Genomic DNA, 21,612 nt, shown 5'->3' with positions numbered 1-21,612 from the left:
CGACGTAGCGTAGGGGAGTGGCCACCCCCCTGCGCGTCCTGGGCATCGACCCGGGCCTGACCCGGTGCGGCGTCGGCGTCGTGGATGTCGCGCCGAACCGCACGGCGACGCTCGTGCACGTCGGGGTGATCCGCTCGTCGCCGGATGCCCCGGCATCCGTTCGGCTCGCCGCGATCGCCGCGGGGCTGCGCGAAGTGCTCGACGAGCACCGCCCGCACGTCGTCGCGGTGGAGCGCGTGTTCGCGCAGCACAACACCCGCACGGTCATGGGCACGGCGCAGGCGAGCGGGGTGGCGCTGCTGCTGGCAGCCGAGCGCGGGCTGCCCGCCGAGACACACACCCCGACCGAGGTGAAGGCGGCCATCACCGGGTACGGGGCGGCCGACAAGCGCCAGGTGCAGACGATGGTGGCGCGCGTGCTGCGGCTGGACGCCCTGCCGCGCCCCGCGGATGCCGCGGACGCCCTCGCCCTGGCGCTGTGCCACGCCTGGCGCGGCGGTGCCCCGTCGGCGGCGTCGCCGGCCGGTGCCGCGACGCCCGCGCAGAAGGCGTGGGCGGATGCCGAGCGCCTCGCCCGCAGCGTCCGCTGAGCGTGTCGCTCGAACATACCTACGATCGCTCCCGTAGGCTTCGGGGATGATCTCCTCCCTGCGCGGCACCGTGCTGCACGCCGCCGTCGATGCGGTCATCGTCGAGGTCGGCGGCGTCGGCTTCCACGTCGCCGTCCCCGTCGATCTCGCCCGCGGCGCCCGGTCCGGCGAGACCCTCGCGCTCCACACGCACCTCGTCGTGCGTGAAGACGCCCTTGCGCTGTTCGGCTTCGCCACGCGCGAGGAGCTCGAGGTGTTCGTGCAGCTGCTGCAGGTCACCGGCGTGGGTCCGAAGTCCGCGCTCGGGGTGCTGTCGCACCTGAGCGTCGACCAGATCGCGGCCGCCGTCGGCGACGACGACGACGCCCCCTTCCGCAAGGTGTCGGGGATCGGCCCCAAGACCGCCAAGCTCATCGTCGTGCAGCTCGCCGGAAAGCTCGCGCCGCCGGCCCGTGCCGCCGCGGCCGCCCCCACGAGGGATGCTGCCGCGGACGTCCTCGCTCAGGTCACGCAGGCCCTCGTCGGGCTCGGCTACCCGGAGAAGGTGGCGGCGGAGACCGTCACGACGACCGCAGAGTCCGCCGACGACGCGACACGCGCGCACACGCAGGCGCTCCTGCGGCTGACGCTCGCCGCGCTCGGCCCCGCGCGCCAGGGAGGCACTCGTGGCTGAGCACGACGACCGCCCCGAGGTCTCGCCCGACGCCCAGGAGTCCGAGCTCGCGATCGAGGGCGCGCTGCGACCGACATCGCTCGCGGACTTCGTCGGCCAGCCCAAGGTCCGCAGTCAGCTGCAGCTGTTGCTGGATGCCGCGGGGATGCAGCAGCGGCCCGCCGACCACATCCTGCTGTCCGGCCCGCCCGGGCTCGGCAAGACCACCCTGGCGATGATCGTGGCCCATGAGAGCGGGCGCCCCCTGCGCCTGTCGAGCGGCCCGGCCATCCAGCACGCGGGCGATCTCGCGGCGCTGCTGTCGAGCCTGACCCCGGGGGAGGTACTCTTCATCGACGAGGTGCACCGGATGGCGCGCTCGGCGGAGGAGATGCTGTACCTCGCGATGGAGGACTTCCGCATCGACATCATGGTCGGCAAGGGCGCGGGGGCGACGAGCATCCCGCTCGACCTCGCTCCCTTCACCCTGGTGGGCGCGACGACCCGCGCGGGCCTGCTCCCGAACCCCCTCCGCGACCGATTCGGGTTCACGGGGCACCTCGAGTACTACGACCCCGCCGACCTCGAGCGCGTCATCTCGCGCTCGGCCGACATGCTCGGCGTCGCCCTGCCGCCCGTGGCGCGGGGGGAGATCGCCCGTCGTTCGCGGGGGACCCCCCGCATCGCGAACCGGCTCCTGCGACGCGTGCGGGACTTCGTGCTCGTGCACGACCGCCCGGCCGACCTCGACGCCGTGAGCGCCGCTCTCGAGCTCTACGACGTCGACGAGATCGGCCTGGACCGCCTCGACCGCGCGGTGCTCGATGCTCTCGTCCGACGCTTCGGGGGAGGACCGGTCGGCCTGTCGACGCTCGCGGTAGCGGTCGGCGAGGAGGCGGAGACGGTGGAGAGCGTGGTCGAGCCCTACCTCGTGCGGATCGGCTTCCTCGGGCGCACCCCCCGCGGCAGGATCGCCACGCCCGCTGCCTACGCGCACCTGGGAGCCCCCCATGCCGAGAATGCGCTCAGATTCGATGACCTATAATCGCTGAAGGCTTCTCGGCCCCGATCGCGCGCGTATCTCGCGCGCCTGGAAAGGCGTTCCCCCGCATGGACATCCTGCTCATCGTCGTCCTCGTCGCCCTCCTGGGCTTCATGTTCTGGAATTCGCGCAAGCGCATGCAGAAGATGAAGGCCGAGCAGGAGGCGAAGAACCGCCAGACCGTCCCCGGAGCCGAGGTGCTCCTGCAGGGCGGTCTCTACGGCACGATCCTCGAGTTCGACCCGGAGGATCTCGACAAGCCCGCTCTCATCGAGATCGCGCCCGGAACGGCCATCAGGGTGCACAGCCAGGCGATCATCCGAGTCGTGACCCCGATCGAGGGCGACGAAGCCGACGCCGACGACGAGCTCGTCGACGCGGAGGAGCACGAGGACGCCGAGTTCGACCGCGCCGATGCCCCCGCGATCGAGTCCATCGATCCCGAGGTCGACGGCAAGCGCAAGCCCGAAGCCTGATCCGCCGCGCTCGTTTCATCGGAGAACACTGACCCGTGGCCACCTCCCCACCCGTCCGCCATGCCTGGCGTGCGCTGACGGGTCTTCTCGCCCTGATCGCCGTGCTGTTCGGCATCAACGCCCTCGGCGTGCATGTCTTCCAGCAGAGCACGTGGGCGCCCGAGCTCGCCCTGGATCTTCAGGGCGGCACGCAGATCATCCTCGAGGCGCAGAGCGAGGGCGGCGCCGCGCCGTCGACCGAACAGCTCGAGCAGGCGGTCTCGATCATCCGCCAGCGCGTCGACGCGTCGGGCGTCAGCGAAGCCGACGTCGCGACCGAGGGTGGACGCAACATCGTCGTCCAGATCCCGGGGCAGGCCGATGACGAGACGCGCCAGCGGATCCAGGCCAGTGCGCAGCTGCAGCTGCGTCCGGTGCTCTTCGTCGGCAGCCCCGCGACGGAGTTCGTGGGCGAGGACGGCAACTCCACGCCATACCCGTCGCCCGATCCCTCGCTCGCCGCGACCCCCTCGGCGGAGCCCACGGGGCCCAGCGACCTGAACTGGATCACGCCGGCGCTCGAGGCGCAGTTCCTCGCATACGACTGCGCGGATCCCGCCAACGACGCCTCGCAGGCGCCGGCCGATCAGCCGGTCATCACGTGCGACGCCGACGGCACGACGAAGTTCATCCTCGGCCCTGTCGAGATCGACGGGTCCGCGATCGACGACGCCACCTCGGGTCTGAACACGACGACGAACCAGTGGACGGTCAACATCACCTTCAACGGTGAGGGAACGGACATCTTCGGCGAGGTGTCGCAGCGCCTGTACGGCCAGACGGCGCCGCTGAACCAGTTCGCCTTCGTCCTCGACGGCGACGTGCTGTCGGCGCCGTCGATGAACGGCCTCATCCTCGACGGACGCCCGGAGATCTCGGGCTCCTTCACGCAGGAGAGCGCCCAGGTGCTCGCCGATCAGCTGAAGTACGGGGCGCTGCCGCTGAGTTTCGAGGTGGTCAGCTCCGACACGATCTCGGCGACACTCGGGTCGCAGCAGCTGCAGATCGGTCTCGTCGCGGGCCTCATCGGTCTGGCGCTCGTGGCGATCTACTCGCTGGTCTCCTACCGCGCGCTCGGTTTCGTCATCATCGCCTCGCTGGCGGTGATGGCGATCCTCACCTACATCGCCCTGTGCATCCTGTCGTGGCGGATGGGCTTCCGGCTCTCGCTCGCCGGTGTCGCGGGCCTCATCGTGACGATCGGGTTCACGGCCGATTCCTTCATCGTCTACTTCGAGCGGATCCGCGACGAACTCCGGGACGGCAAGAGCATCACGGGCGCCGTCGAGGACGGCTGGGCGCGTGCGAAGCGCACGATCTACATCTCGAAGTCGATCAACATCCTTGCGGCGGTCGTGCTCTACATCCTCGCCGACGCGACCGTGAAGGGCTTCGCGTTCACGCTCGGCCTGACGACCGTCATCGACGTGCTGATCTTCATCATCTTCACCCACCCCGTCATGCAGCTGCTGGCCCGCACCCGGTTCTTCGGGCAGGGTCACCCGCTGTCCGGACTCGATCCGCACGCGCTGGGCGCGGTGTACCGCAGCCGGGCGGAATTCCAGACGCCCGTGGCTGCGGCGTCGCGCGGACGCGCGGCCAGGACGGCCCGCTCCCGCGGTGAGGCGGAGCGCCGTCAGACGATCGCGGAGCGCAAGCAGGCCGAGTTGCAGGCGGCGTCGCGCGCCGGCGGTGCCGGAAAGGACGGCCGGGACTGATGCCCTCCATGAACCAGTTCGGCAACGATCTCTACACCGGGAAGGTGTCGGTGCCCTTCGTGCGCCGGCGTCGCGTGTGGTTCATCACCGCCATCGCGCTCGTCTTCGCGTCGGTGCTCATCCTTCTCGTGCGCCCCCCGCAGTTCTCCATCGAGTTCACGGGCGGGTCGCAGTTCACGGTCTCCGGGCTGGAGCAGCCCGACCAGCTCGTGGCCACGGACGCCGTGCGCGAGGTGGTCCCCGGGGCCACCACGAAGGTCACCACGGTCGGCGGCACCGCGATCCGCGTGCAGACCGATCAGATGTCGGAGGTGGAGACGCGAGAGGTCGCCTCATCGCTCGCCGACGCCTACGGAGTGGGCACCGAGGAGGTCACGACCTCGTTCATCGGGCCGACATGGGGCCAGGATGTCACGCGGCAATCCCTGTGGGGTCTGTCGATCTTCCTCGCGCTGACGTTCCTCATCATGGCGATCTACTTCCGCACTTGGAAGATGTCGGCTGCCGCCATCATCGGCCTCATCGACGTGCTGGTCGTCACGGTGGGCATCTACGCCCTCGCGGGGTTCGAGATCTCGCCGGCCGCGGTGATCGGCTTCCTCACGATCCTCGGGTACTCGCTCTACGACACCACGGTCGTGTTCGACAAGATCAGGGAGAACACCTCCGAGGACGGCCTGAGATCGGGTCGCACCTTCGGGGAGTCCGTCGAGCTCGCCGTGAACCAGACCCTCATCCGATCGATCAACACGTCGGTCGTGGCGGTGCTGCCGGTGGCGGCGATCCTGTTCATCGGCGCGTTCTGGCTGGGGGCCGAGACCCTCTCCGACATCTCCCTGTCGATCACCGTCGGCATCGTCGTCGCGGCGTACTCGACGCTGTTCGTCGCGGCCCCGCTGTACTCGCTGTTCCGCGAGGGCGAGACCGAGCTCAAGCGCCGGGACGACCGTCTCCGTGAGGCGCGCGCCCAGTCCGCCGACGTCTCGGTCTGACCGCGGCCGGTGGGTCCTCGTCGCGCGCGTAGGATGGGCACATCCGGCGGGATGACCAGGTTCCGCGTATCACCGGCGGAGGAGGAGAGCGGATGACGGAGACGGCTCCTCCCGTGGTACAGAGCTCGTCGCTGCGCCGGCTCGTGCCCCGCATCTTCTCCCGCGCCCCCCGTCGTGAGGGCCTCGAGGATCTCATCCGCACGGTCCGGACGAACCACCCGCGCGGGGACATCGCGGTCATCGAACGCGCGTACGCCGTCGCGGCACGGGCCCACGAGGGACAGAAGCGCCAGAGCGGCGAGCCGTACATCACCCACCCCGTCGCGGTCGCGCAGATCCTCGCCGACCTGGGGCTGGGGCCGAAGGCGATCGCCGCAGCCCTGCTGCACGACACCGTCGAGGACACCGCGTACAGCCTCGACCAGCTGTCGGCGGAGTTCGGCGACGAGGTCGCCATGCTCGTCGACGGCGTCACGAAGCTCGACAAGGTCAAGTACGGCGACGCCGCGCAGGCGGAGACCGTCCGCAAGATGATCGTCGCGATGTCCAAGGACATCCGGGTGCTCGTGATCAAGCTCGCGGACCGTCTTCACAACGCCCGCACATGGGGGTTCGTGCCGCCCGAGAAGGCGGCGAAGAAGGCGACCGAGACCCTCGAGATCTACGCGCCGCTGGCGCACCGTCTCGGCATCCAGACGATCAAGTCCGAACTCGAGGACCTCTCGTTCGCCGTCTTACACCCCAAGCTCTACGCCGAGATCGACAGCCTCGTCAAGCAGCGCACGCCCCAGCGGGAACAGTACGTGCAGAGCGTCATCTCCTCCGTCGAGGAGGATCTGCGCGAGCTGCGCATCCGGGGGCGCATCATGGGCCGCCCCAAGCAGCTGTACTCCGTGTACCAGAAGATGGTGGTGCGCGGTCGCGAGTTCGACGACATCTACGACCTCATCGGCATCCGTGTGCTCGTCTCGAGCGTGCGCGACTGCTACGCCGTGCTGGGATCGATCCACGCCCGCTGGACGCCGCTGCCCGGTCGATTCAAGGACTACATCGCCACCCCCAAGTTCAACCTCTACCAGTCGCTGCACACGACCGTCATCGGTCCGGGTGGCCGCACGGTCGAGATCCAGATCCGCACCCACGAGATGCATCAGCAGGCGGAGTTCGGTGTCGCCGCGCACTGGAAGTACAAGGAGCGGGTCACGGGCGGCAAGACCGCGAAGGCCCTCGACACCGACATGGCGTGGCTCGCGCACATCTCGGACTGGCAGGCCGAGACGGCCGATCCCGGCGAGTTCCTCGACTCCCTCCGGTACGAGATCGGGGCGAAGGAGGTCTATGTCTTCACGCCCAAGGGGCGGGTCATCGGCCTGCCCGCCGGGGCGACCCCGGTCGATTTCGCCTACGCCGTGCACACCGAGGTCGGACACCGCACGATGGGCGCAAAGGTGGGCGGCCGGCTCGTGCCGCTGGACTCCCCGCTCGCGTCCGGCGATGTCGTCGAGGTCTTCACGTCGAAGAACCCGGATGCCGGACCCAGCCAGGACTGGCTCGGCTTCGTCAAGAGCACCCGCGCGCGCAACAAGATCCGCGCCTGGTTCACGAAGGAGCGGCGCGAGGAGGCGGTCGAGCAGGGCAAGGAGTCCATCGCCCGCGCCATGCGGCGACAGAACCTGCCGCTGCAGCGACTGATGAGCCAGGACTCGTTCGCCGAGGTCGCCCATCAGCTGCGGTACGAGGACGTCACCGCCCTCTACGCCGCGGTCGGCGAGGGACACGTCTCGACGCAGTCGATCATCGAGAAGGTCACCGCGCTCGTCGGCACCGGCGAGGACACCTCCACCGGACCCATCGATCTGCCGAACGCCACGCGTGTGCGCGCGCCGCGCACGACCGATTCCGGCGTGCTCGTGCGCGGGGCCCCCGACATCCTCGTCAAGCTCGCCAAGTGCTGCACCCCGGTGCCGGGCGACGACATCGTGGGCTTCGTCACGCGCGGCAGCGGGGTATCGGTGCACCGTACCGACTGCCCGAACGTCGCCGCGCTCGAGAACGACCCCGAGCGGATGATCGACGTGTCGTGGGCGCCGACCCCGAAGGGCGTGTTCCTGGTGCAGATCCAGGTGGAGGCGCTGGATCGGTCGGGGCTGCTGTCGGATGTGACGCGCGTGCTGAGCGAGCACCACGTCAACATCCTGTCGGCGTCCGTGTCGACCACGGACGAGCGGCTCGCCCTCAGCAAGTTCGTCTTCGAGATGGGCGACACGGTGCACCTCGACCGCGTGCTGAACGCTGTGCGCCGCATCGACGCGGTGTACGACGTCTACCGTGTGACGTCGTCCTGACCGTACCGCTCGCCGATCCGCAGCAGCTCCGCGACGGCGTCGGCGCGACCCGGTAGGCGTTGCTGATCGCGCATCCACCGGATGCCCTCGGCGACGCCGAACGCCTCGGCCATCGCCTCGACCGCGGCACGGGCGCGAACGGCGTCGACGGGATGCGCGAGCCGGCGCGCCAGGTCGGCCATCGTCTTGTCGCGCCGCACCACGAGCACCCCGCCGAGCCGGATCACCTGGTCGGCCCGCACCGGCCAGTCGTGGAAGATCGCACGGCGCCCGATGAGGTTGCCGACCCGGTGCTCGACGGCGCGCACGAGGCTGTGACGTGCGGGTGCGGTCGCGAGCGCGCCGTACACCCAGGCCGCGCTCCACAGGCAGGCCGCGAACCGCTCGTCGCACAGCACGCTGAGGGACGCCGCCCGCATCTCCGCCGTCTCGACGGCGTCCGCCGGGATGTACCCTTCCCCGAGCTCCACGACGTGCCCGTCCAGACGCGCCGCCGAGAGTTCGGCGGGCGACAGGCGGTCGTGAGGGAAGTACAGGAACGGCCCGGTCATGGCGGCAGTCAACCCCATGGCCCGGGCCGATCGGCGGTCCCGCTTCGATCCTGTGGAGAAGTCGGCGGGGAAGAGCGCCCTCGGGGTGCGCGGTGGGCGGAGGGTGTCAGCCGCCGACGACGTCGAGCCAGGCTCGGCGCGTGGACAGTTCGTCCTCGAGGCGCGTGGCGGCCTTGGCGTCGCCGCGCTGATGCGCCTGCGCGATCTCCCGCTCCAGCTTCTCGATCGCGTCGGCCAGCTGGCGTGCCATGTCTCCCGCACGCGCCTTGGTCTCGGGGTTGTTGCGCTTCCAGTCCGCGTCCTCGCGCCCACGCAGCGCGGACTCCACCTTGCGGAGGGCGTCGTCGAGGGCGCGGTCACGCTCGCGAGGGGCGACGCGGCCGATTTCATCCCAGCGACGCTGGATGCCGGTGAGCAGCGAGCGCGCGGCGGACAGATCCTTCTCGTCGGCCACGGACTGCGCCTCGGCGATGAGGGCCTCCTTGGCTTCGATCTTCGGCTGCGACTCGGCGATCTCCGCGGCATCCCGTTCGGCGCGGGCGCCGTAGAGGGCGTCTCCGGCGGCCTTGAACCGGGCCCACAGCGCGTCGTCCGCCTTCTTGCCGGCGCGCCCGGAGGCCTTCCACTCGTCCAGCAGGGCGCGATAGGAGGGGATGCCGTCCTCGCCCTTGTCGCGCAGCGCCTCGGCGCGCTCGACGAGGCGGGTCTTGCGCTCGCGTGCGCCCTTGTGCGCCTCGTCGAGCTCGGCGAAGAACTCCCGGCGGTGCTTGTCGACGATCGCTCGCGCGTCGCGGAAGCGCTTCCACAATTCCTGCGCGGTGCTCTTGGGCAGCCGCGGCCCCGTCTGCTGATGGGACTGCCAGGAAGCGAAGAGATCGCTCATCTCCTGCGTGGCCTGCTTCCATTGGACCGTCTTGGGGTCCCGGGCAGCGAGCGCCTCGGCGCGCTCGACGAGCGTCGTCCGCTCGACGACGGCTCGCGCGACCGCCTCCTTCGCCGCGGCGGTCTCCGCCGCCGACGCCTCGGAGAGCGCGGCGGAGAGCGCCTCGACGCGCGCGATCAGGCCGCCGAGGTCGCCGACGGCAGCGGCGCCCTCGATGTCGGCGCGCAGGTGGACGGCCGCGGATGCGAGGTCGCCCGCCGAAGCGCCGCCACCGCGGTGGCGCTGTTCCAGGAGCGTGACCTTGTCGGCCAGGTCGGTGAACTTGCGCTCGTAATAGGCGAGGGCCTCGTCCGGCGTGCCGTCGGGGTACTGGCCGACTTCGCGCCAGTTGTCGCCCTCGCGGACGTAGACGGTGCCGTCGTCATCGACGCGGCCCCACGCCTGCTCGGGCGCGGAAGCAGTCTCGGAGGACACGGTTCTCCTTGTGCGGTGCCGGGGGAGTGGGTCCGGACCAGCCTAGTACGACCGGACCACGGCTCAAGGGGTCGTGCTCGGCTCGGGGGCAGGCGCGCCGGACAGGGACGGGCCGGGGGAGCTGGTGTCACCCGGGGCGGGGGCGCCGGGGCCGATGGTGGCGAAGGCGACCTGGGAGGCGATCGCGGCGGCGATGACGAGACCGCCGGCGACCGCGGCCACGACGGTGTCGCGGCGACGGCGGGCCACGATGCCGTCGTGGAGGGTCCGTCGAGCCTCGTAGGCCCGTTCCCGGGCGCGCGCCTGTTCCTGGGCGCGCTGGCGTTCGCTCTTCCCTCGTGCCATGGCATTCTCCCTCGTGGCGGGCCGTGGACAGATCGGCCACGAGCCTAGCCGCGCTCGGGATGTCGGCTACCCCGGTTAGCCTGAGGGGATGGCCGGCTCCAGTGCGCTCTTCGCGGGATCGACGCCGCTGGCCGTGCGCATGCGGCCCGCGGGTCTGGACGAGGTCGCGGGCCAGCAGCACCTGCTGCGACCGGGGTCGCCGCTGGTCGCCCTCGCCGATCCGGATCGTGCGTCGACGGGCGCCGTCTCCGTCATCCTGTGGGGGCCGCCCGGTACGGGGAAGACGACGCTCGCGCAGGCGATCGCCCGCTCCTCGGGGCGGCGCTTCGTCGAGCTCTCCGCCGTCACGGCGGGGGTCAAGGACGTGCGCGAGGTCATGCAGGACGCCCTCACGCAGCGCGACATGTACGGCGCGCAGACGATCCTCTTCCTCGACGAGATCCACCGCTTCACGAAGGCGCAGCAGGACGCCCTGCTCCCCGGCGTCGAGAACGGTTGGGTGGTGCTCATCGCCGCGACCACCGAGAACCCCTCCTTCTCGGTGATCTCCCCGCTGCTCTCGCGTTCCCTCCTGCTGACCCTCAAGCCGCTCTCCGACGCCGACCTCGCGCTGCTGATCGATCGCGCCGTGGACGACCCGCGGGGGCTCGCGGGGGCGGTCCGGCTGGATGACGAGGCGCGCTCGGCCCTCGTGCGGCTCGCGTCGGGCGATGCTCGCCGCGCGCTGACGGCCCTCGAGGCCGCCGCGGTCATGACCATCGGCGCCACGGAGGCCGACGGCGACCGCATCGACGCCGAGGCGGACACCGACGACGAGACCGAGGCCGATGAGGATGCGACGGCGGACGAGGATGCGTCGGCCGCGCCCGTCGTCGGTGCCGACGCCGTCGCGCGGGCGGTGGACCGGGCGCTGCTGCGGTACGACCGCCAGGGCGACGAGCACTACGACGTCATCAGCGCGTTCATCAAGTCCATCCGCGGCTCGGACGTCGATGCCTCGCTGCACTATCTCGCGCGCATGATCGAGGCGGGGGAGGACCCCCGCTTCATCGCGCGGCGACTGGTCATCTCCGCGTCCGAGGACATCGGGCTCGCCGACCCGCAGGCCCTGCAGATAGCGGTCGCCGCGGCGGACGCGGTCGCCTTCATCGGGATGCCGGAGGGGCGCATCCCGCTCGCGGAGGCCACGGCCTATCTGGCCACCGCCGCCAAGTCCAACGCGGCGTACGTCGCGATCGACCGGGCCCTCGCGGATGTGCGCGCGGGCAGGATCGGACAGGTCCCCGTGCACCTGCGCGACGCCCACTATGCGGGGGCGAAGCGTCTCGGGCACGGGAAGGGGTACGTGTATCCGCACGACAGCGAGGTCGGCGTCGCGGCGCAGAAGTATCTCCCCGAGCCGCTCGAGGGGACGCGCTACTACTCCCCGACATCGCACGGTGCCGAGCGCGACATCTCAGCGCGCCTGGAGAAGATCCGCCGCATCCTCGGCGACGCGCGATGACGGCTCCGTCGCGCGCCGGGCGGCTCTGGTAGTATCGGAGGGTTCGGAACCCACGTTTCCGGGCATCCCCCTCATTCTTTCACTCCACCGGCGCGCTGCGACGTGCGTGCCGGCCGGCGGATGGCGGGATACGTCCGTGAGCTGCGAAAGACGCGGCCACGTCACCGGAAGGACAGCTTCGTGACCACGAAGTCCCAGGACCGCCGCAAGGTGCGCCTCTCGCGCGCCCTCGGCGTCGCACTGACCCCCAAGGCCGCCCGCTACCTCGAGAAGCGTCCCTACGCTCCCGGCGAGCACGGCCGCACCAAGCGCAAGGCCGACAGCGACTACGCCGTCCGTCTGCGCGAGAAGCAGCGTCTGCGCGAGCAGTACGGCATCCGCGAGAAGCAGCTGCGCATCGCCTTCAACGAGGCTCGTCGCACCGAGGGCCTGACGGGTGAGAACCTCGTCGAGCTGCTCGAGATGCGTCTCGACGCGCTCGTCGTGCGCGCCGGCTTCGCCCGCACGACCGCGCAGGCCCGCCAGCTCGTCGTGCACCGTCACATCCTCGTCGACGGTCAGCTCGTGGATCGCCCCTCGTTCCGGGTCAAGCCGGGACAGCAGATCCACGTCAAGCCCAAGAGCGAGAGCCTCGAGCCGTTCCAGGTGGCGGCTGCCGGCGGTCACGCCGAAGTGCTGCCCCCGGTTCCCGGCTACATCGAGGTCGACCTGTCGACCCTCCGGGCCACGCTCGTGCGTCGCCCGAAGCGCGCGGAGGTCCCCGTGACCTGTGACGTGCAGCTCGTCGTGGAGTACTACGCGGCGCGCTAAGCGACGCCCACCGCTGCGAAGCGCACGAAGGGCGCCGGGTCTCCACGGATCCGGCGCCCTTCGGCGTCGGTGGCTACGATGGGTCAGACGCCGCGTCCGCGACGTCTATCGGCGAGGAAGTGATGACATGAAGAACCTCCTGTGGTTCACGTTCGGCATCGTCGGCGGGTTCGTGATCGCGCACCTGGTGGACAAGAACCCGGCCGGTCACGACGCCCTCGCCGAGATCGACGCGCGGATCGGGGAGTTCACCGACCGCATCGGCGAGGCCTACCGGGACCAGGAATCGCGCCTGGGTCAGATCGTGGACGACGCCAAGGACGCGGTGGCCCGTGCCGCCGACGCGGCGGCCGACTCGGCCCGCTCCGCCGAGTAGCAGCGCCCGCTCGAGACATCCACCCTTCTCACCGCCGCGGACCGGCGGTGATCACGCTGGCAAGGACACCCCACTCCGCATGAAGACCGCCGACATCGCGAAGCGCTACCTCGACTACTTCGAGAAGAACGACCACACCATCGTTCCGTCGGCGTCGCTCGTGACCGATGATCCCTCGCTGCTGTTCACGGTCGCCGGGATGGTCCCGTTCATCCCCTATCTCACGGGCGTCGTCCCCGCCCCCTTCTCGCGGGCGGCCGATGTGCAGAAGTGCATCCGCACGAACGACATCGAAGAGGTCGGTCACACGGCTCGCCACGGCACCTTCTTTCAGATGCTCGGGAACTGGTCGTTCGGCGACTACTTCAAGGAAGGCGCGATCGGCTACGCGTGGGAGCTGCTGACGTCGTCGGAGTCCGACGGCGGGCTGGGGTTCGCCGAGCGCGACCTGTGGGTGACCGTCTACGAGGACGACGACGAGGCGGCGCTGCTGTGGCAGAAGGTCGCCGGGGTCCCCGCCGAGCGCATCCAGCGCCTGGGCAAGGACGACAACTACTGGTCCACGGGCCAGCCGGGCCCCGCGGGTCCCTGCTCGGAGATCTACTTCGACCGCGGTCCCGCCTACGGTCGCGATGGCGGACCCGCCGTCGACGACAACCGGTTCACCGAGATCTGGAACCTCGTGTTCATGCAGGATCTCATCACGAACGTGCGCAGCAAGGTCGACTTCGACATCGTCGGCGAGCTCCCGATGAAGAACATCGACACGGGCATGGGGCTCGAGCGCGTCGCCTTCATCAAGCAGGGCGTCGAGAACATGTACGAGATCGACCAGGTGCGTCCCGTGCTCGATCGCGCCGTCGAGCTCTCCGGCCGCCGCTACGGCGCAGAGCACGAGGACGACGTGCGCTTCCGCGTCATCGCCGACCACGTCCGTTCGTCGCTGATGCTGCTCTCCGACGGCGTCACCCCCTCCAACGAGGGTCGCGGTTACATCCTCCGCCGCCTGATGCGCCGCTCGGTGCGCGCCATGCGTCTGCTCGGGGTCGACGGCCCGACGTTCCCCGAACTGTTCTCCGCCTCGCGGGACGCGATGAAGTCCGCGTACCCCGAGCTCGAGACCGACTACCCGCGCCTGTCCGCGTACGCGTACGCCGAGGAGGAGACGTTCCTGCGCACCCTCGCCTCGGGCTCGAGCATCCTCGATCTCGCGGTGACGCAGACGAAGGATGCCGGGGGCACACAGGTGTCGGGGACGGAGGCGTTCCTTCTCCACGACACGTACGGCTTCCCGATCGACCTCACGCTCGAGGTGGCCGCCGAGGCGGGCCTGAGCGTGGATCGTGCGGCGTTCGACGCGCTCATGCTGGAGCAGCGCACGCGCGCCAAGACCGACGCGAAGAGTCGCAAGCGCGCCCTCGCGGACCACAGCGTCTACCGCGACTTCCGTGCCCTGGGCGAGACCGTCTTCACGGGATACACCGACCTCGAGACCGAGTCCCGGGTGCTCGGCCTCCTCGTCGACGGCGTCTCCGTCGACCGGGCGGGCGTCGGGCAGGTGGCCGAGGTCATCCTCGCGGAGACCGCGCTGTACGCCGAGTCCGGCGGGCAGGTCGCCGACAAGGGGATCATCGTGGGTCCGGGGTACGAGCTTGACGTGCTCGACGTCCAGAAGCCGGTGCCGGGCCTCGTCAGCCACACCGTCGAGGTCACCGCGGGCGAGGTGGCCGTGGGCGTCGCGGCGACATCGGTCGTCGACGCCGCGAACCGCCGTGCGGCGCGCCAGGCGCACTCCGCGACGCACCTCGTGCACGCCGCGCTGCGGGACACGCTCGGGTCGAGCGCGACGCAGGCCGGTTCGCTGAACCGGGCCGGCTATCTGCGGTTCGACTTCACGTGGGGCCAGGCGCTGTCGGCCCAGACGCGCTCCGAGATCGAGGAGATCGCGAACAACGCCGTCCGCGACAACCTCGCGGTCGAGACGCGCGTGCTCTCGCTCGACGAGGCGAAGGCCGCCGGTGCCATGGCGCTGTTCGGCGAGAAGTACGGCGACGTCGTGCGGATGGTCGACATCGGCGGTCCGTGGTCGCGCGAACTGTGCGCCGGCACCCACGTCGGATCCAGCGCCGAGATCGGGCTCATCTCGCTGGTCGGCGAGTCGTCGGTCGGCGCGTCGAACCGTCGCATCGAATCCCTCGTCGGTCTCGACGCGTTCCGTGAGCTCGCCGCCGAGCGTGCCATCGTGTCCCAGCTGACGACATCGCTGAAGACGCCCCGCGACCAGCTCCCCGACCGGATCGCAGAGCTGTCGGCGAGCCTGAAGGCGGCCGAGAAGAAGATCGCGGCGTTCGAGTCGCGCGCCCTGCTGGAGCGGGTGCCCGCTCTCGCGGAGGCCGCCGAGAGCATCGGTGCGGTGCGGGTCGTCGCGGCGGACGTGTCGGCCGTCGCATCCCAGGACGATCTGCGTCAGCTCGTCGTCGGCGTGCGCGACAGGCTGTCGGCGGCTCCCGCCGTCGTGGCGCTGGGTGCCAGGGTCGGCGATCGTCCGGTCGTGATCGTCGCCACGAACGACGACGCGCGTGGCCGGGGCATCAAGGCCGGCGTCCTGGCGAAGGCCGCGGCCGCGGCTCTCGGCGGCGGCGGCGGCGGGCGGGACGACATCGCGCAGGGTGGCGGGGCGGATGCCGCGGCGCTCCCCGAGGCGCTCGAGGCGGTCCGCGCCGGCATCGGCGCCGCGATCGCGTGAGCGGATTCCGCCCCGGGGTGAGGCTCGGCGTCGACGTCGGGAAGGCGCGCGTGGGTGTGGCCCGCTGCGACCGCGACGGTCTGCTCGCGACTCCCGTGGAGACCGTGACGCGCACCGACCCCGGAGCCGTCGCGCGCATCGCCGCACTGGCCGACGAGTACGGCGCCGTCGAGATCGTGGTCGGCCTGCCGGTGAGCCTGTCGGGAGGTGAGACGTCCTCGACGTCCGATGCGCGGGCGTTCGCGGCGGAGATCGTCGCGGCATCCGGTCTGCCCGTGCGCCTGGTCGACGAGCGGCTGAGCACCGTGACGGCGCACGACGCCCTCCGGCGTTCGGGCCGGTCCCAGCGCTCGTCGCGTAGCATTGTCGACCAGGTCGCCGCGGTCGTGCTCCTGCAGCACGCCCTCGATATCGAGAAGAGGACGGGACGCCCTGCGGGCGAGCCCGTCCATCCTGAGGAGCCCCCCTCCTGATGTCCCACAACACGCCCCCTGAAGGTCCTGACGAGGATCGGTTCGCCGAGCTTTTCGGGAACCTGCCGGACCCGCGTCAGCGCGACGCCGGAGAGCGCGAACCCGAGCCCGAGCCGCCCCTGTCGCGTCGGGAGGCCAGGCAGCGCGCCGCCGCCTCGAGTCCGGGCCCGGGCGCCGACGAGGGCGCTCCCGAGCCCGTCGCCGCCCCGCGCGCGGACGCTCCGCGCATCACGCGGGAGCCGGCACTCGCGCCGGCCGCGGCGGGGCATGCGGCGGCGGGCGGCGGCTCGACGATGACGCTCGACGCGCTGTTCGCCGACGAGACGCAGGCGACGCCCACCCGCGCGGAGAAGAAGCGGAATCGCCGCGTGGGGGGCTGGATCGCTCTCGGCGTCGTGGTCCTGGTCGTCGGGGGGATCGTCGGCACGGGCGCATGGGCCTGGGCCGCCTACGAGGACCAGATCCGCGCCGTCTTCGGATGGCAGGAGCCCATCGACTACGAGCCCGGGATGGCCACGGGCGAAGCGCTCGTGACCATCGTCGACGGCGACACGGGTGCGACGATCTCCGACACGCTCTACGAGGCCGGCGTGACGATGACGCCCGAGGCCTTCTACTCGCACATCCTCACGCTCGACGCGGTGCCCACCTTCTATCCGGGCGTGTTCCAGCTTCAGCAGCAGATGACCTCGGCCGCGGCGCTCGAGGCGCTGCAGAATCCGGACAACCGTATGGAGAACTCGGCGCAGCTGCGCGAGGGCCTCACGGTAGAGCAGACGCTTCCCCTCCTGGCCGACGGCATCGGCCTGCCGATCGAGGAGCTGCAGGCGGCCGTCTCCGACCCCGCGCCGTACGGCGTGCCCGCGGACACCCTCGAGGGCTGGCTGTTTCCGGCGACGTATCAGTTCTCGCCGGGCGTGACCGCACCCGAGGTCATCCAGACGCTCGTGGACCGCACGATCCAGTCGCTCGACTCGGCGGGCGTGCCGGTGGAGGAGCGCGAGCGCATCCTCACGATCGCGTCGATCATCGAGCGCGAGGCGCGCTTCGAGGACGACTTCTATCGCGTCTCGCGCGTCATCTACAACAGGCTCTCGCCCGACAACCAGGAGACCAACGGGCTGCTGCAGATGGACTCGACGGCGCAGTACGGCTACGGCGAGATGCACGACGGCACCGTCTCCTCGACCGCCGAGGCGCTCGAGGACGACAACCCCTGGAACACGTACGTGAACACCGGGCTCCCGATCGGTCCCATCGCCAATCCCGGCGACACCGCGATCGATGCCGCGATGAATCCCGCCGACGGCCCGTGGTTGTATTTCGTCACGGTCAATCTCGACACCGGCGAGACGGTCTTCACCGAGACGAACGCGCAGCATCAGCAGGCCGTCACGCAGTGGCAGCAGTGGTGCCGCGACAATCCCGACTCCGGGTGCTGACGTGACGGTCACCGGACCCCGCACCCGCCTCGCGGTGTGGGGGAGCCCGATCGCGCACAGCAGGTCCCCGCAGCTGCACCTCGCAGCCTACGCCGCGCTCGGACTGGACTGGCGCTACGAGCGGCGTGAGGTCGGCGCGGAGCGCTTCGACGAGTCCGTCGCCTCGCTGGATGACGCGTGGCGGGGCCTGTCGCTGACGATGCCGCTGAAGGAGGGCGCGTTCCGCATCGCGGTCGAGCGGGATCGCCGTGCCGAGCTCACCGGGGCCGTCAACACGCTCCTGCTCGGACCCGGGGGCCCGCGGGGCGTCAACACGGACGTGGGCGGTCTCGTGCGAGCTCTCGGCGACGCCGGGGTGCCGGCGGTGGAGACGGCGCGCGTCATCGGGGCCGGGGCCACGGCATCCTCCGCTCTGGTCGCGCTCAGCGAGCTGGGCGCGTCGCGCGTGGATGTGCTCGCCCGGCGTCCGGACGCGGCCCGGGGACTGGTCGTCCTCGGCTCCCGCCTCGGGATGGATGTGCGTGCGCGCCCGCTCGGCGAGGATCCGGCGACGCTCGCGGACGTGGTCATCGGCACGCTGCCGGGCGGCGCGGCGCTGGCGGAGAAGGACGCGGACGCCGCGCTGACGGATGCCCCGGTGCTGCTGGATGTCGCCTACAGCCCGTGGCCGTCCGCCCTCGCGGAGCGCCAGCGGCTCCGCGGCGGCGCGGCTGTCTCGGGCCTCGGGATGCTGCTGCACCAGGCCCTCCTGCAGGTGCGATTCTTCGTCAACGGCGATGTGGACGAGCCGCTCGCCGCGGAGGACGACGTCCTCGCCGCGATGCGTGCGGCGCTCATGGGAGACTAGACATATGCTTCGCGTGCTCACGGCCGGTGAATCCCACGGCCCCGAACTCGTCGCCGTCATGGAGGGACTGCCCGCGGGCGTCCCCGTGTCGCTCGACGCCATCCGCGCCGACCTCGCCCGCCGGAAGCTCGGCTACGGCCGCGGCTCCCGCATGAAGTTCGAGGAGGACGAGCTCACCATCTCCGGCGGCGTGCGTCACGGGCTGTCGCTCGGCAGCCCCATCGCGCTGCGCATCGGCAACACCGAGTGGCCGAAGTGGGTCGAGGTGATGAGCCCCGAGCCCGTCGAGCTGACCGAGCGCTCGCGCGGCCGCGGTGCCGCCCTCACCCGTCCGCGCCCGGGGCACGCCGATCTCGTCGGCATGCAGAAGTACGGCTTCGACGAGGCACGCCCGATCCTCGAGCGCGCGAGCGCCCGCGAGACGGCCGCCCGTGTCGCCCTCGGCGCGCTCGCCCGGGGCTTCCTCGCGGAGCTCGGCATCCGGCTCGTGAGCCACACCCTGTCGATCGGTCCCGTTCGCGTCCCGGATGACGCGCGCCTGCCGACGCCCGACGACGTCGACGCCCTCGACGCCGATCCGCTGCGCTGCTTCGACGCCGAGACGTCCTCGCGGATGGTCGCCGAGGTGGACGAGGCACGCAAGGACGGCGACACCCTCGGCGGGATCGTCGAGGTGCTCGCCTACGGCCTGCCGCCCGGGCTCGGCTCCCATGTGCACTGGGATCGTCGCCTCGACGGCAAGCTGGCGCAGGCGCTCATGAGCATCCAGGCGATCAAGGGCGTCGAGATCGGCGACGGCTTCGAGACCACCCGCCGCCGCGGGTCGGTCGCGCACGACGAGCTCTTCGCGGCCGACGCCGGCATCACGCGCGGCTCCGACCGCGCCGGCGGCACCGAAGGCGGCATGTCCACGGGCACGGTGCTGCGCGTTCGCGCGGGCATGAAGCCGATCGCCACCGTCCCGCACGCGCTGCGCACCGTCGACGTGGCATCCGGGGAGACGGCATCCGCGCACCACCAGCGCTCCGATGTCTGCGCCGTGCCTGCGGCGGGCGTCGTGGCCGAGGCGATGGTGGCGATCGTACTCGCCGAGGCGGTGCTGGAGAAGTTCGGCGGCGACAGCGTCCGCGAGACGCGACGCAACCTCGAGTCCTACCTCGCCGAGATTCCGGCGACGCTGCGGTCGGCGCCGGCATCAGAGGCCGACCTGCTCGCGCATGAGCTCTCCTGACGGCGGAGCCCTCGTCCTGGTCGGGCCGATGGGCTCGGGCAAGACGAGCGTCGGCAAGCGCGTCGCTCGGGCGCTGGGCTGGTCCTTCACCGACACCGACGCCCTGGTGGTGCGGGAGAACGGACCCCTGCCGCAGCTGTTCGCCACCCACGGCGAGGCCCACTTCCGGGCGCTGGAGCGCGATGCGGTGAGCCGTGCGCTGGCGGGCGGCGGCGTCGTGTCCCTCGGCGGCGGGGCGGTGCTCGATGCGCGCACCCGGTCGGACCTCGCCGCGCACCGGGTGGCGCTGCTCACCGTCGACCCTCACGTCGTCGCATCGCGCCTCGGGGGAGCGGGCCGGCCGCTCCTGGACGGGGAGGACCCCCTGGTGCGATGGGAGCGCATCCTCGCCGAGCGGCGACCCCTGTACGAGGAGGTCGCGGACGCGACCTTCGACACGTCCTCCGGCCCGCTCTCGCGGGTCGTGGAGGCGATCGTGACCTGGGCCCAGGCGCCCCTTCCGCCCTCGTCCCCGGCTCAGTCCGGCAATCAGGAGACGCTGTGAGCATCACGACCATCACCGTGGCCGGCGACGACGGCTACGACATCCTCATCGGCCGCGGCACGCTCGCGCGGGTCGGCGATCTGCTTGCGGCGTCGACGCGGAAGGTCCTCATCGTCCACCCTCCGACCCTCGGCCGCAAGGCGTCCGCCCTGCGCGAGCAGCTCATGGCGGACGCGGGACGCGAGGTTCTGCTCGCCGAGGTCCCCGACGCGGAGGCGGGCAAGCGCGTCGAGGTCGCCGCGTTCTGCTGGCAGGTCATGGGTCAGGCGGACTTCACCCGCACCGACGCCGTCATCGGGTTCGGCGGGGGAGCCGTGACCGACCTGGCCGGATTCGTCGCGGCGACGTGGCTGCGCGGCGTGCAGATCGTGCAGGTCCCCACCACCGTGCTCGGGATGGTCGACGCGGCCGTCGGCGGCAAGACCGGCATCAACACCGCAGAGGGCAAGAACCTCGTCGGCGCCTTCTGGCCGCCGCGCGCCGTCGTCTGCGACCTCGACCTCCTCGAGACCCTTCCGCACAACGAGATCGTCGCCGGCTTCGCCGAGGTGATCAAGGCGGGCTTCATCGCGGAGCCCGAGATCCTCGAGATCGTCGAGTCGGATGCCGCGGCGGCGGTCGACCCGACGACGCCCGCCTTCCGGCGGTGCATCGAACTCGCGATCGGGATGAAGGCGCGGGTCGTGGCCGAGGACCTGCGCGAGGCGGGGCTGCGCGAGACGCTCAACTACGGGCACACGCTCGGGCATGCGATCGAGCACGCGGAACGCTATCGGTGGCGTCACGGCGCGGCCGTCTCCATCGGGATGGTCTACGCGGCCGAGCTGTCGCGCCTGGCCGGGCGGCTCTCGGATGCCGGCGCCGCGCGTCACCGCGACATCCTGGAGAGCCTGGGCCTTCCCACCGACTATCGCGCGGGGGCGTGGCCGCAGCTGCTGGCAACGATGCAGCGCGACAAGAAGAGCCGCGGCGGGATGCTGCGCTTCATCGTCCTCGACGACATCGGCCGCCCCACGGTCCTGCAGGCCCCCGACGAGTCGCTGCTGTTCGCCGCCTACCAGGAGGTCGCGTCATGACCGACCGCCGGCTGCTGCTGGTCAACGGACCGAACCTGAACCTGCTCGGGACCCGGGAGCCGGCCGTCTACGGCTCCGACACGCTCGAGGACGCCGAGGAGCTCGCGATGCGCGCGGCGCGCGCGCGGGGCTTCGACGTCCGCGCCGTGCAGAGCAACCACGAGGGCGTGCTGATCGACGCGATCCACGCCGCGCGGCACGACTGCGCAGGCATCGTGATCAATCCGGGGGGGCTCACCCACACCTCGGTCGTGCTCCGCGACGCCCTCGTGGGCGTCGCTCTTCCAGTGGCCGAGGTCCACGTCTCGGATGTGAAGGCGCGGGAGAGCTTCCGGCATCATTCGTATGTCGAGGACATAGCGGTCGTCCACGTCATCGGTCTGGGGGTGGCCGGGTACGGCGTCGCGATCGAGCGCCTCATCGACGTCATCGAGGCCGACGGCGGGCACTGATACG

Annotated in this window: 21 protein-coding genes; 18 read left to right on the top strand and 3 right to left on the bottom strand. The window is 71.1% G+C overall.

Annotated elements, in window-relative coordinates; all coding sequences use genetic code 11:
- The first annotated feature begins 17 nt into the window (after nt 1-17).
- From ruvC to ACIGCK_RS07725, 7 genes are all read left to right on the top strand, one after another.
- Nucleotides 18-590, top strand: coding sequence for a crossover junction endodeoxyribonuclease RuvC (gene ruvC / locus ACIGCK_RS07755; protein WP_396665125.1), 573 nt, complete (start codon nt 18-20; stop codon nt 588-590).
- Nucleotides 591-636: 46 nt separating this feature from the next.
- Complete coding sequence (gene ruvA / locus ACIGCK_RS07750; protein WP_396665123.1) at nt 637-1,263, top strand: Holliday junction branch migration protein RuvA; 627 nt, start codon at nt 637-639, stop codon at nt 1,261-1,263.
- On the top strand, nt 1,256-2,287 hold the full coding sequence (ruvB, locus tag ACIGCK_RS07745) for a Holliday junction branch migration DNA helicase RuvB (protein ID WP_330171869.1): 1,032 nt from the start codon (nt 1,256-1,258) through the stop codon (nt 2,285-2,287). The genes ruvA and ruvB overlap by 8 nt, the downstream gene beginning before the upstream one ends.
- A 65-nt stretch (nt 2,288-2,352) precedes the next feature.
- Nucleotides 2,353-2,760 carry a preprotein translocase subunit YajC gene (gene yajC, locus ACIGCK_RS07740; protein ID WP_396665121.1) on the top strand — a complete coding sequence of 136 codons (408 nt, stop codon included), beginning with the start codon at nt 2,353-2,355 and terminating at the stop codon, nt 2,758-2,760.
- Nucleotides 2,761-2,795: 35 nt separating this feature from the next.
- Nucleotides 2,796-4,517 carry a protein translocase subunit SecD gene (gene secD / locus ACIGCK_RS07735; RefSeq protein WP_396665119.1) on the top strand — a complete coding sequence of 574 codons (1,722 nt, stop codon included), beginning with the start codon at nt 2,796-2,798 and terminating at the stop codon, nt 4,515-4,517.
- Complete coding sequence (gene secF, locus ACIGCK_RS07730; protein WP_330171872.1) at nt 4,517-5,509, top strand: protein translocase subunit SecF; 993 nt, start codon at nt 4,517-4,519, stop codon at nt 5,507-5,509. The genes secD and secF overlap by 1 nt, the downstream gene beginning before the upstream one ends.
- Nucleotides 5,510-5,601: 92 nt before the next feature.
- On the top strand, nt 5,602-7,854 hold the full coding sequence (locus ACIGCK_RS07725; RefSeq protein ID WP_396665117.1) for a RelA/SpoT family protein: 2,253 nt from the start codon (nt 5,602-5,604) through the stop codon (nt 7,852-7,854).
- On the opposite strand, the gene ACIGCK_RS07720 is transcribed toward ACIGCK_RS07725, so the two are convergent.
- The 3 genes from ACIGCK_RS07720 to ACIGCK_RS07710 all read right to left on the bottom strand — a co-directional run bounded on the left by ACIGCK_RS07720 (nt 7,833) and on the right by ACIGCK_RS07710 (nt 10,107).
- The gene (locus ACIGCK_RS07720; RefSeq protein WP_396665115.1) at nt 7,833-8,405 is read right to left on the bottom strand and encodes a hypothetical protein; all 573 of its coding nucleotides are present in this window, start codon (nt 8,403-8,405) and stop codon (nt 7,833-7,835) included. The genes ACIGCK_RS07725 and ACIGCK_RS07720 overlap by 22 nt on opposite strands.
- Nucleotides 8,406-8,511: 106 nt before the next feature.
- Nucleotides 8,512-9,762, bottom strand: coding sequence for a DUF349 domain-containing protein (locus ACIGCK_RS07715; RefSeq protein WP_396665113.1), 1,251 nt, complete (start codon nt 9,760-9,762; stop codon nt 8,512-8,514).
- Nucleotides 9,763-9,825: 63 nt separating this feature from the next.
- The gene (locus ACIGCK_RS07710) at nt 9,826-10,107 is read right to left on the bottom strand and encodes a dioxygenase (RefSeq protein ID WP_396665111.1); all 282 of its coding nucleotides are present in this window, start codon (nt 10,105-10,107) and stop codon (nt 9,826-9,828) included.
- 88 nt (nt 10,108-10,195) lie between these two features.
- Here ACIGCK_RS07710 and ACIGCK_RS07705 point away from each other — a divergent pair, with 88 nt between their 5' ends.
- The 11 genes from ACIGCK_RS07705 (at nt 10,196) to aroQ (ending at nt 21,608) form a co-directional block, all read left to right on the top strand.
- Nucleotides 10,196-11,611 (top strand): replication-associated recombination protein A, encoded by a 1,416-nt coding sequence (locus ACIGCK_RS07705; RefSeq protein ID WP_396665110.1) that lies wholly within the window; start codon nt 10,196-10,198, stop codon nt 11,609-11,611.
- A gap of 180 nt (nt 11,612-11,791) precedes the next feature.
- The gene (rpsD, locus tag ACIGCK_RS07700) at nt 11,792-12,421 is read left to right on the top strand and encodes a 30S ribosomal protein S4 (RefSeq protein WP_396665109.1); all 630 of its coding nucleotides are present in this window, start codon (nt 11,792-11,794) and stop codon (nt 12,419-12,421) included.
- Nucleotides 12,422-12,548: 127 nt separating this feature from the next.
- Nucleotides 12,549-12,797, top strand: coding sequence for an ATPase (locus tag ACIGCK_RS07695; RefSeq protein ID WP_330171879.1), 249 nt, complete (start codon nt 12,549-12,551; stop codon nt 12,795-12,797).
- Nucleotides 12,798-12,876: 79 nt separating this feature from the next.
- Complete coding sequence (alaS, locus tag ACIGCK_RS07690) at nt 12,877-15,543, top strand: alanine--tRNA ligase (RefSeq protein ID WP_396665107.1); 2,667 nt, start codon at nt 12,877-12,879, stop codon at nt 15,541-15,543.
- Entirely contained in the window at nt 15,540-16,016 is a 477-nt protein-coding gene (gene ruvX, locus ACIGCK_RS07685) for a Holliday junction resolvase RuvX (RefSeq protein ID WP_396665105.1), read from the top strand. The genes alaS and ruvX overlap by 4 nt, the downstream gene beginning before the upstream one ends.
- Nucleotides 16,016-17,458 (top strand): endolytic transglycosylase MltG, encoded by a 1,443-nt coding sequence (gene mltG, locus ACIGCK_RS07680; RefSeq protein WP_396665103.1) that lies wholly within the window; start codon nt 16,016-16,018, stop codon nt 17,456-17,458. The genes ruvX and mltG overlap by 1 nt, the downstream gene beginning before the upstream one ends.
- A 1-nt stretch (nt 17,459) precedes the next feature.
- On the top strand, nt 17,460-18,305 hold the full coding sequence (locus ACIGCK_RS07675; protein WP_396665101.1) for a shikimate dehydrogenase: 846 nt from the start codon (nt 17,460-17,462) through the stop codon (nt 18,303-18,305).
- A 4-nt stretch (nt 18,306-18,309) separates the two neighbouring features.
- A complete protein-coding gene (gene aroC, locus ACIGCK_RS07670) occupies nt 18,310-19,536 on the top strand; it encodes a chorismate synthase (RefSeq protein ID WP_396665099.1) in 1,227 nt (408 codons plus the stop codon).
- Nucleotides 19,523-20,080 carry a shikimate kinase gene (locus ACIGCK_RS07665; protein ID WP_396665098.1) on the top strand — a complete coding sequence of 186 codons (558 nt, stop codon included), beginning with the start codon at nt 19,523-19,525 and terminating at the stop codon, nt 20,078-20,080. Before aroC ends, ACIGCK_RS07665 begins: the two co-directional genes overlap by 14 nt.
- Nucleotides 20,077-21,156, top strand: a complete 1,080-nt coding sequence (gene aroB, locus ACIGCK_RS07660) for a 3-dehydroquinate synthase (RefSeq protein ID WP_330171886.1) — start codon at nt 20,077-20,079, stop codon at nt 21,154-21,156. Before ACIGCK_RS07665 ends, aroB begins: the two co-directional genes overlap by 4 nt.
- Nucleotides 21,153-21,608, top strand: a complete 456-nt coding sequence (gene aroQ / locus ACIGCK_RS07655; RefSeq protein ID WP_396665095.1) for a type II 3-dehydroquinate dehydratase — start codon at nt 21,153-21,155, stop codon at nt 21,606-21,608. Before aroB ends, aroQ begins: the two co-directional genes overlap by 4 nt.
- The last annotated feature ends 4 nt before the right edge of the window (nt 21,609-21,612 follow it).

The organism is Microbacterium sp. NPDC078428, from assembly GCF_044542535.1.
Lineage (GTDB): Bacteria > Actinomycetota > Actinomycetes > Actinomycetales > Microbacteriaceae > Microbacterium > Microbacterium limosum.
This window is presented reverse-complemented; position numbering and strand designations above follow the sequence as displayed.

Bases quoted from the DNA above. Each gene is read 5' to 3' on its own strand.
- ruvA (WP_396665123.1), top strand. From the start codon at position 637: ATGATCTCCTCCCTGCGCGGCACCGTGCTGCACGCCGCCGTCGATGCG.
- yajC (WP_396665121.1), top strand. From the start codon at position 2,353: ATGGACATCCTGCTCATCGTCGTCCTCGTCGCCCTCCTGGGCTTCATG.
- secF (WP_330171872.1), top strand. From the start codon at position 4,517: ATGCCCTCCATGAACCAGTTCGGCAACGATCTCTACACCGGGAAGGTG.
- ACIGCK_RS07725 (WP_396665117.1), top strand. From the start codon at position 5,602: ATGACGGAGACGGCTCCTCCCGTGGTACAGAGCTCGTCGCTGCGCCGG.
- ACIGCK_RS07720 (WP_396665115.1), bottom strand. From the start codon at position 8,405: ATGACCGGGCCGTTCCTGTACTTCCCTCACGACCGCCTGTCGCCCGCC.
- ACIGCK_RS07710 (WP_396665111.1), bottom strand. From the start codon at position 10,107: ATGGCACGAGGGAAGAGCGAACGCCAGCGCGCCCAGGAACAGGCGCGC.
- ACIGCK_RS07705 (WP_396665110.1), top strand. From the start codon at position 10,196: ATGGCCGGCTCCAGTGCGCTCTTCGCGGGATCGACGCCGCTGGCCGTG.
- ACIGCK_RS07695 (WP_330171879.1), top strand. From the start codon at position 12,549: ATGAAGAACCTCCTGTGGTTCACGTTCGGCATCGTCGGCGGGTTCGTG.
- alaS (WP_396665107.1), top strand. From the start codon at position 12,877: ATGAAGACCGCCGACATCGCGAAGCGCTACCTCGACTACTTCGAGAAG.
- mltG (WP_396665103.1), top strand. From the start codon at position 16,016: ATGTCCCACAACACGCCCCCTGAAGGTCCTGACGAGGATCGGTTCGCC.
- aroC (WP_396665099.1), top strand. From the start codon at position 18,310: ATGCTTCGCGTGCTCACGGCCGGTGAATCCCACGGCCCCGAACTCGTC.
- ACIGCK_RS07665 (WP_396665098.1), top strand. From the start codon at position 19,523: ATGAGCTCTCCTGACGGCGGAGCCCTCGTCCTGGTCGGGCCGATGGGC.
- aroQ (WP_396665095.1), top strand. From the start codon at position 21,153: ATGACCGACCGCCGGCTGCTGCTGGTCAACGGACCGAACCTGAACCTG.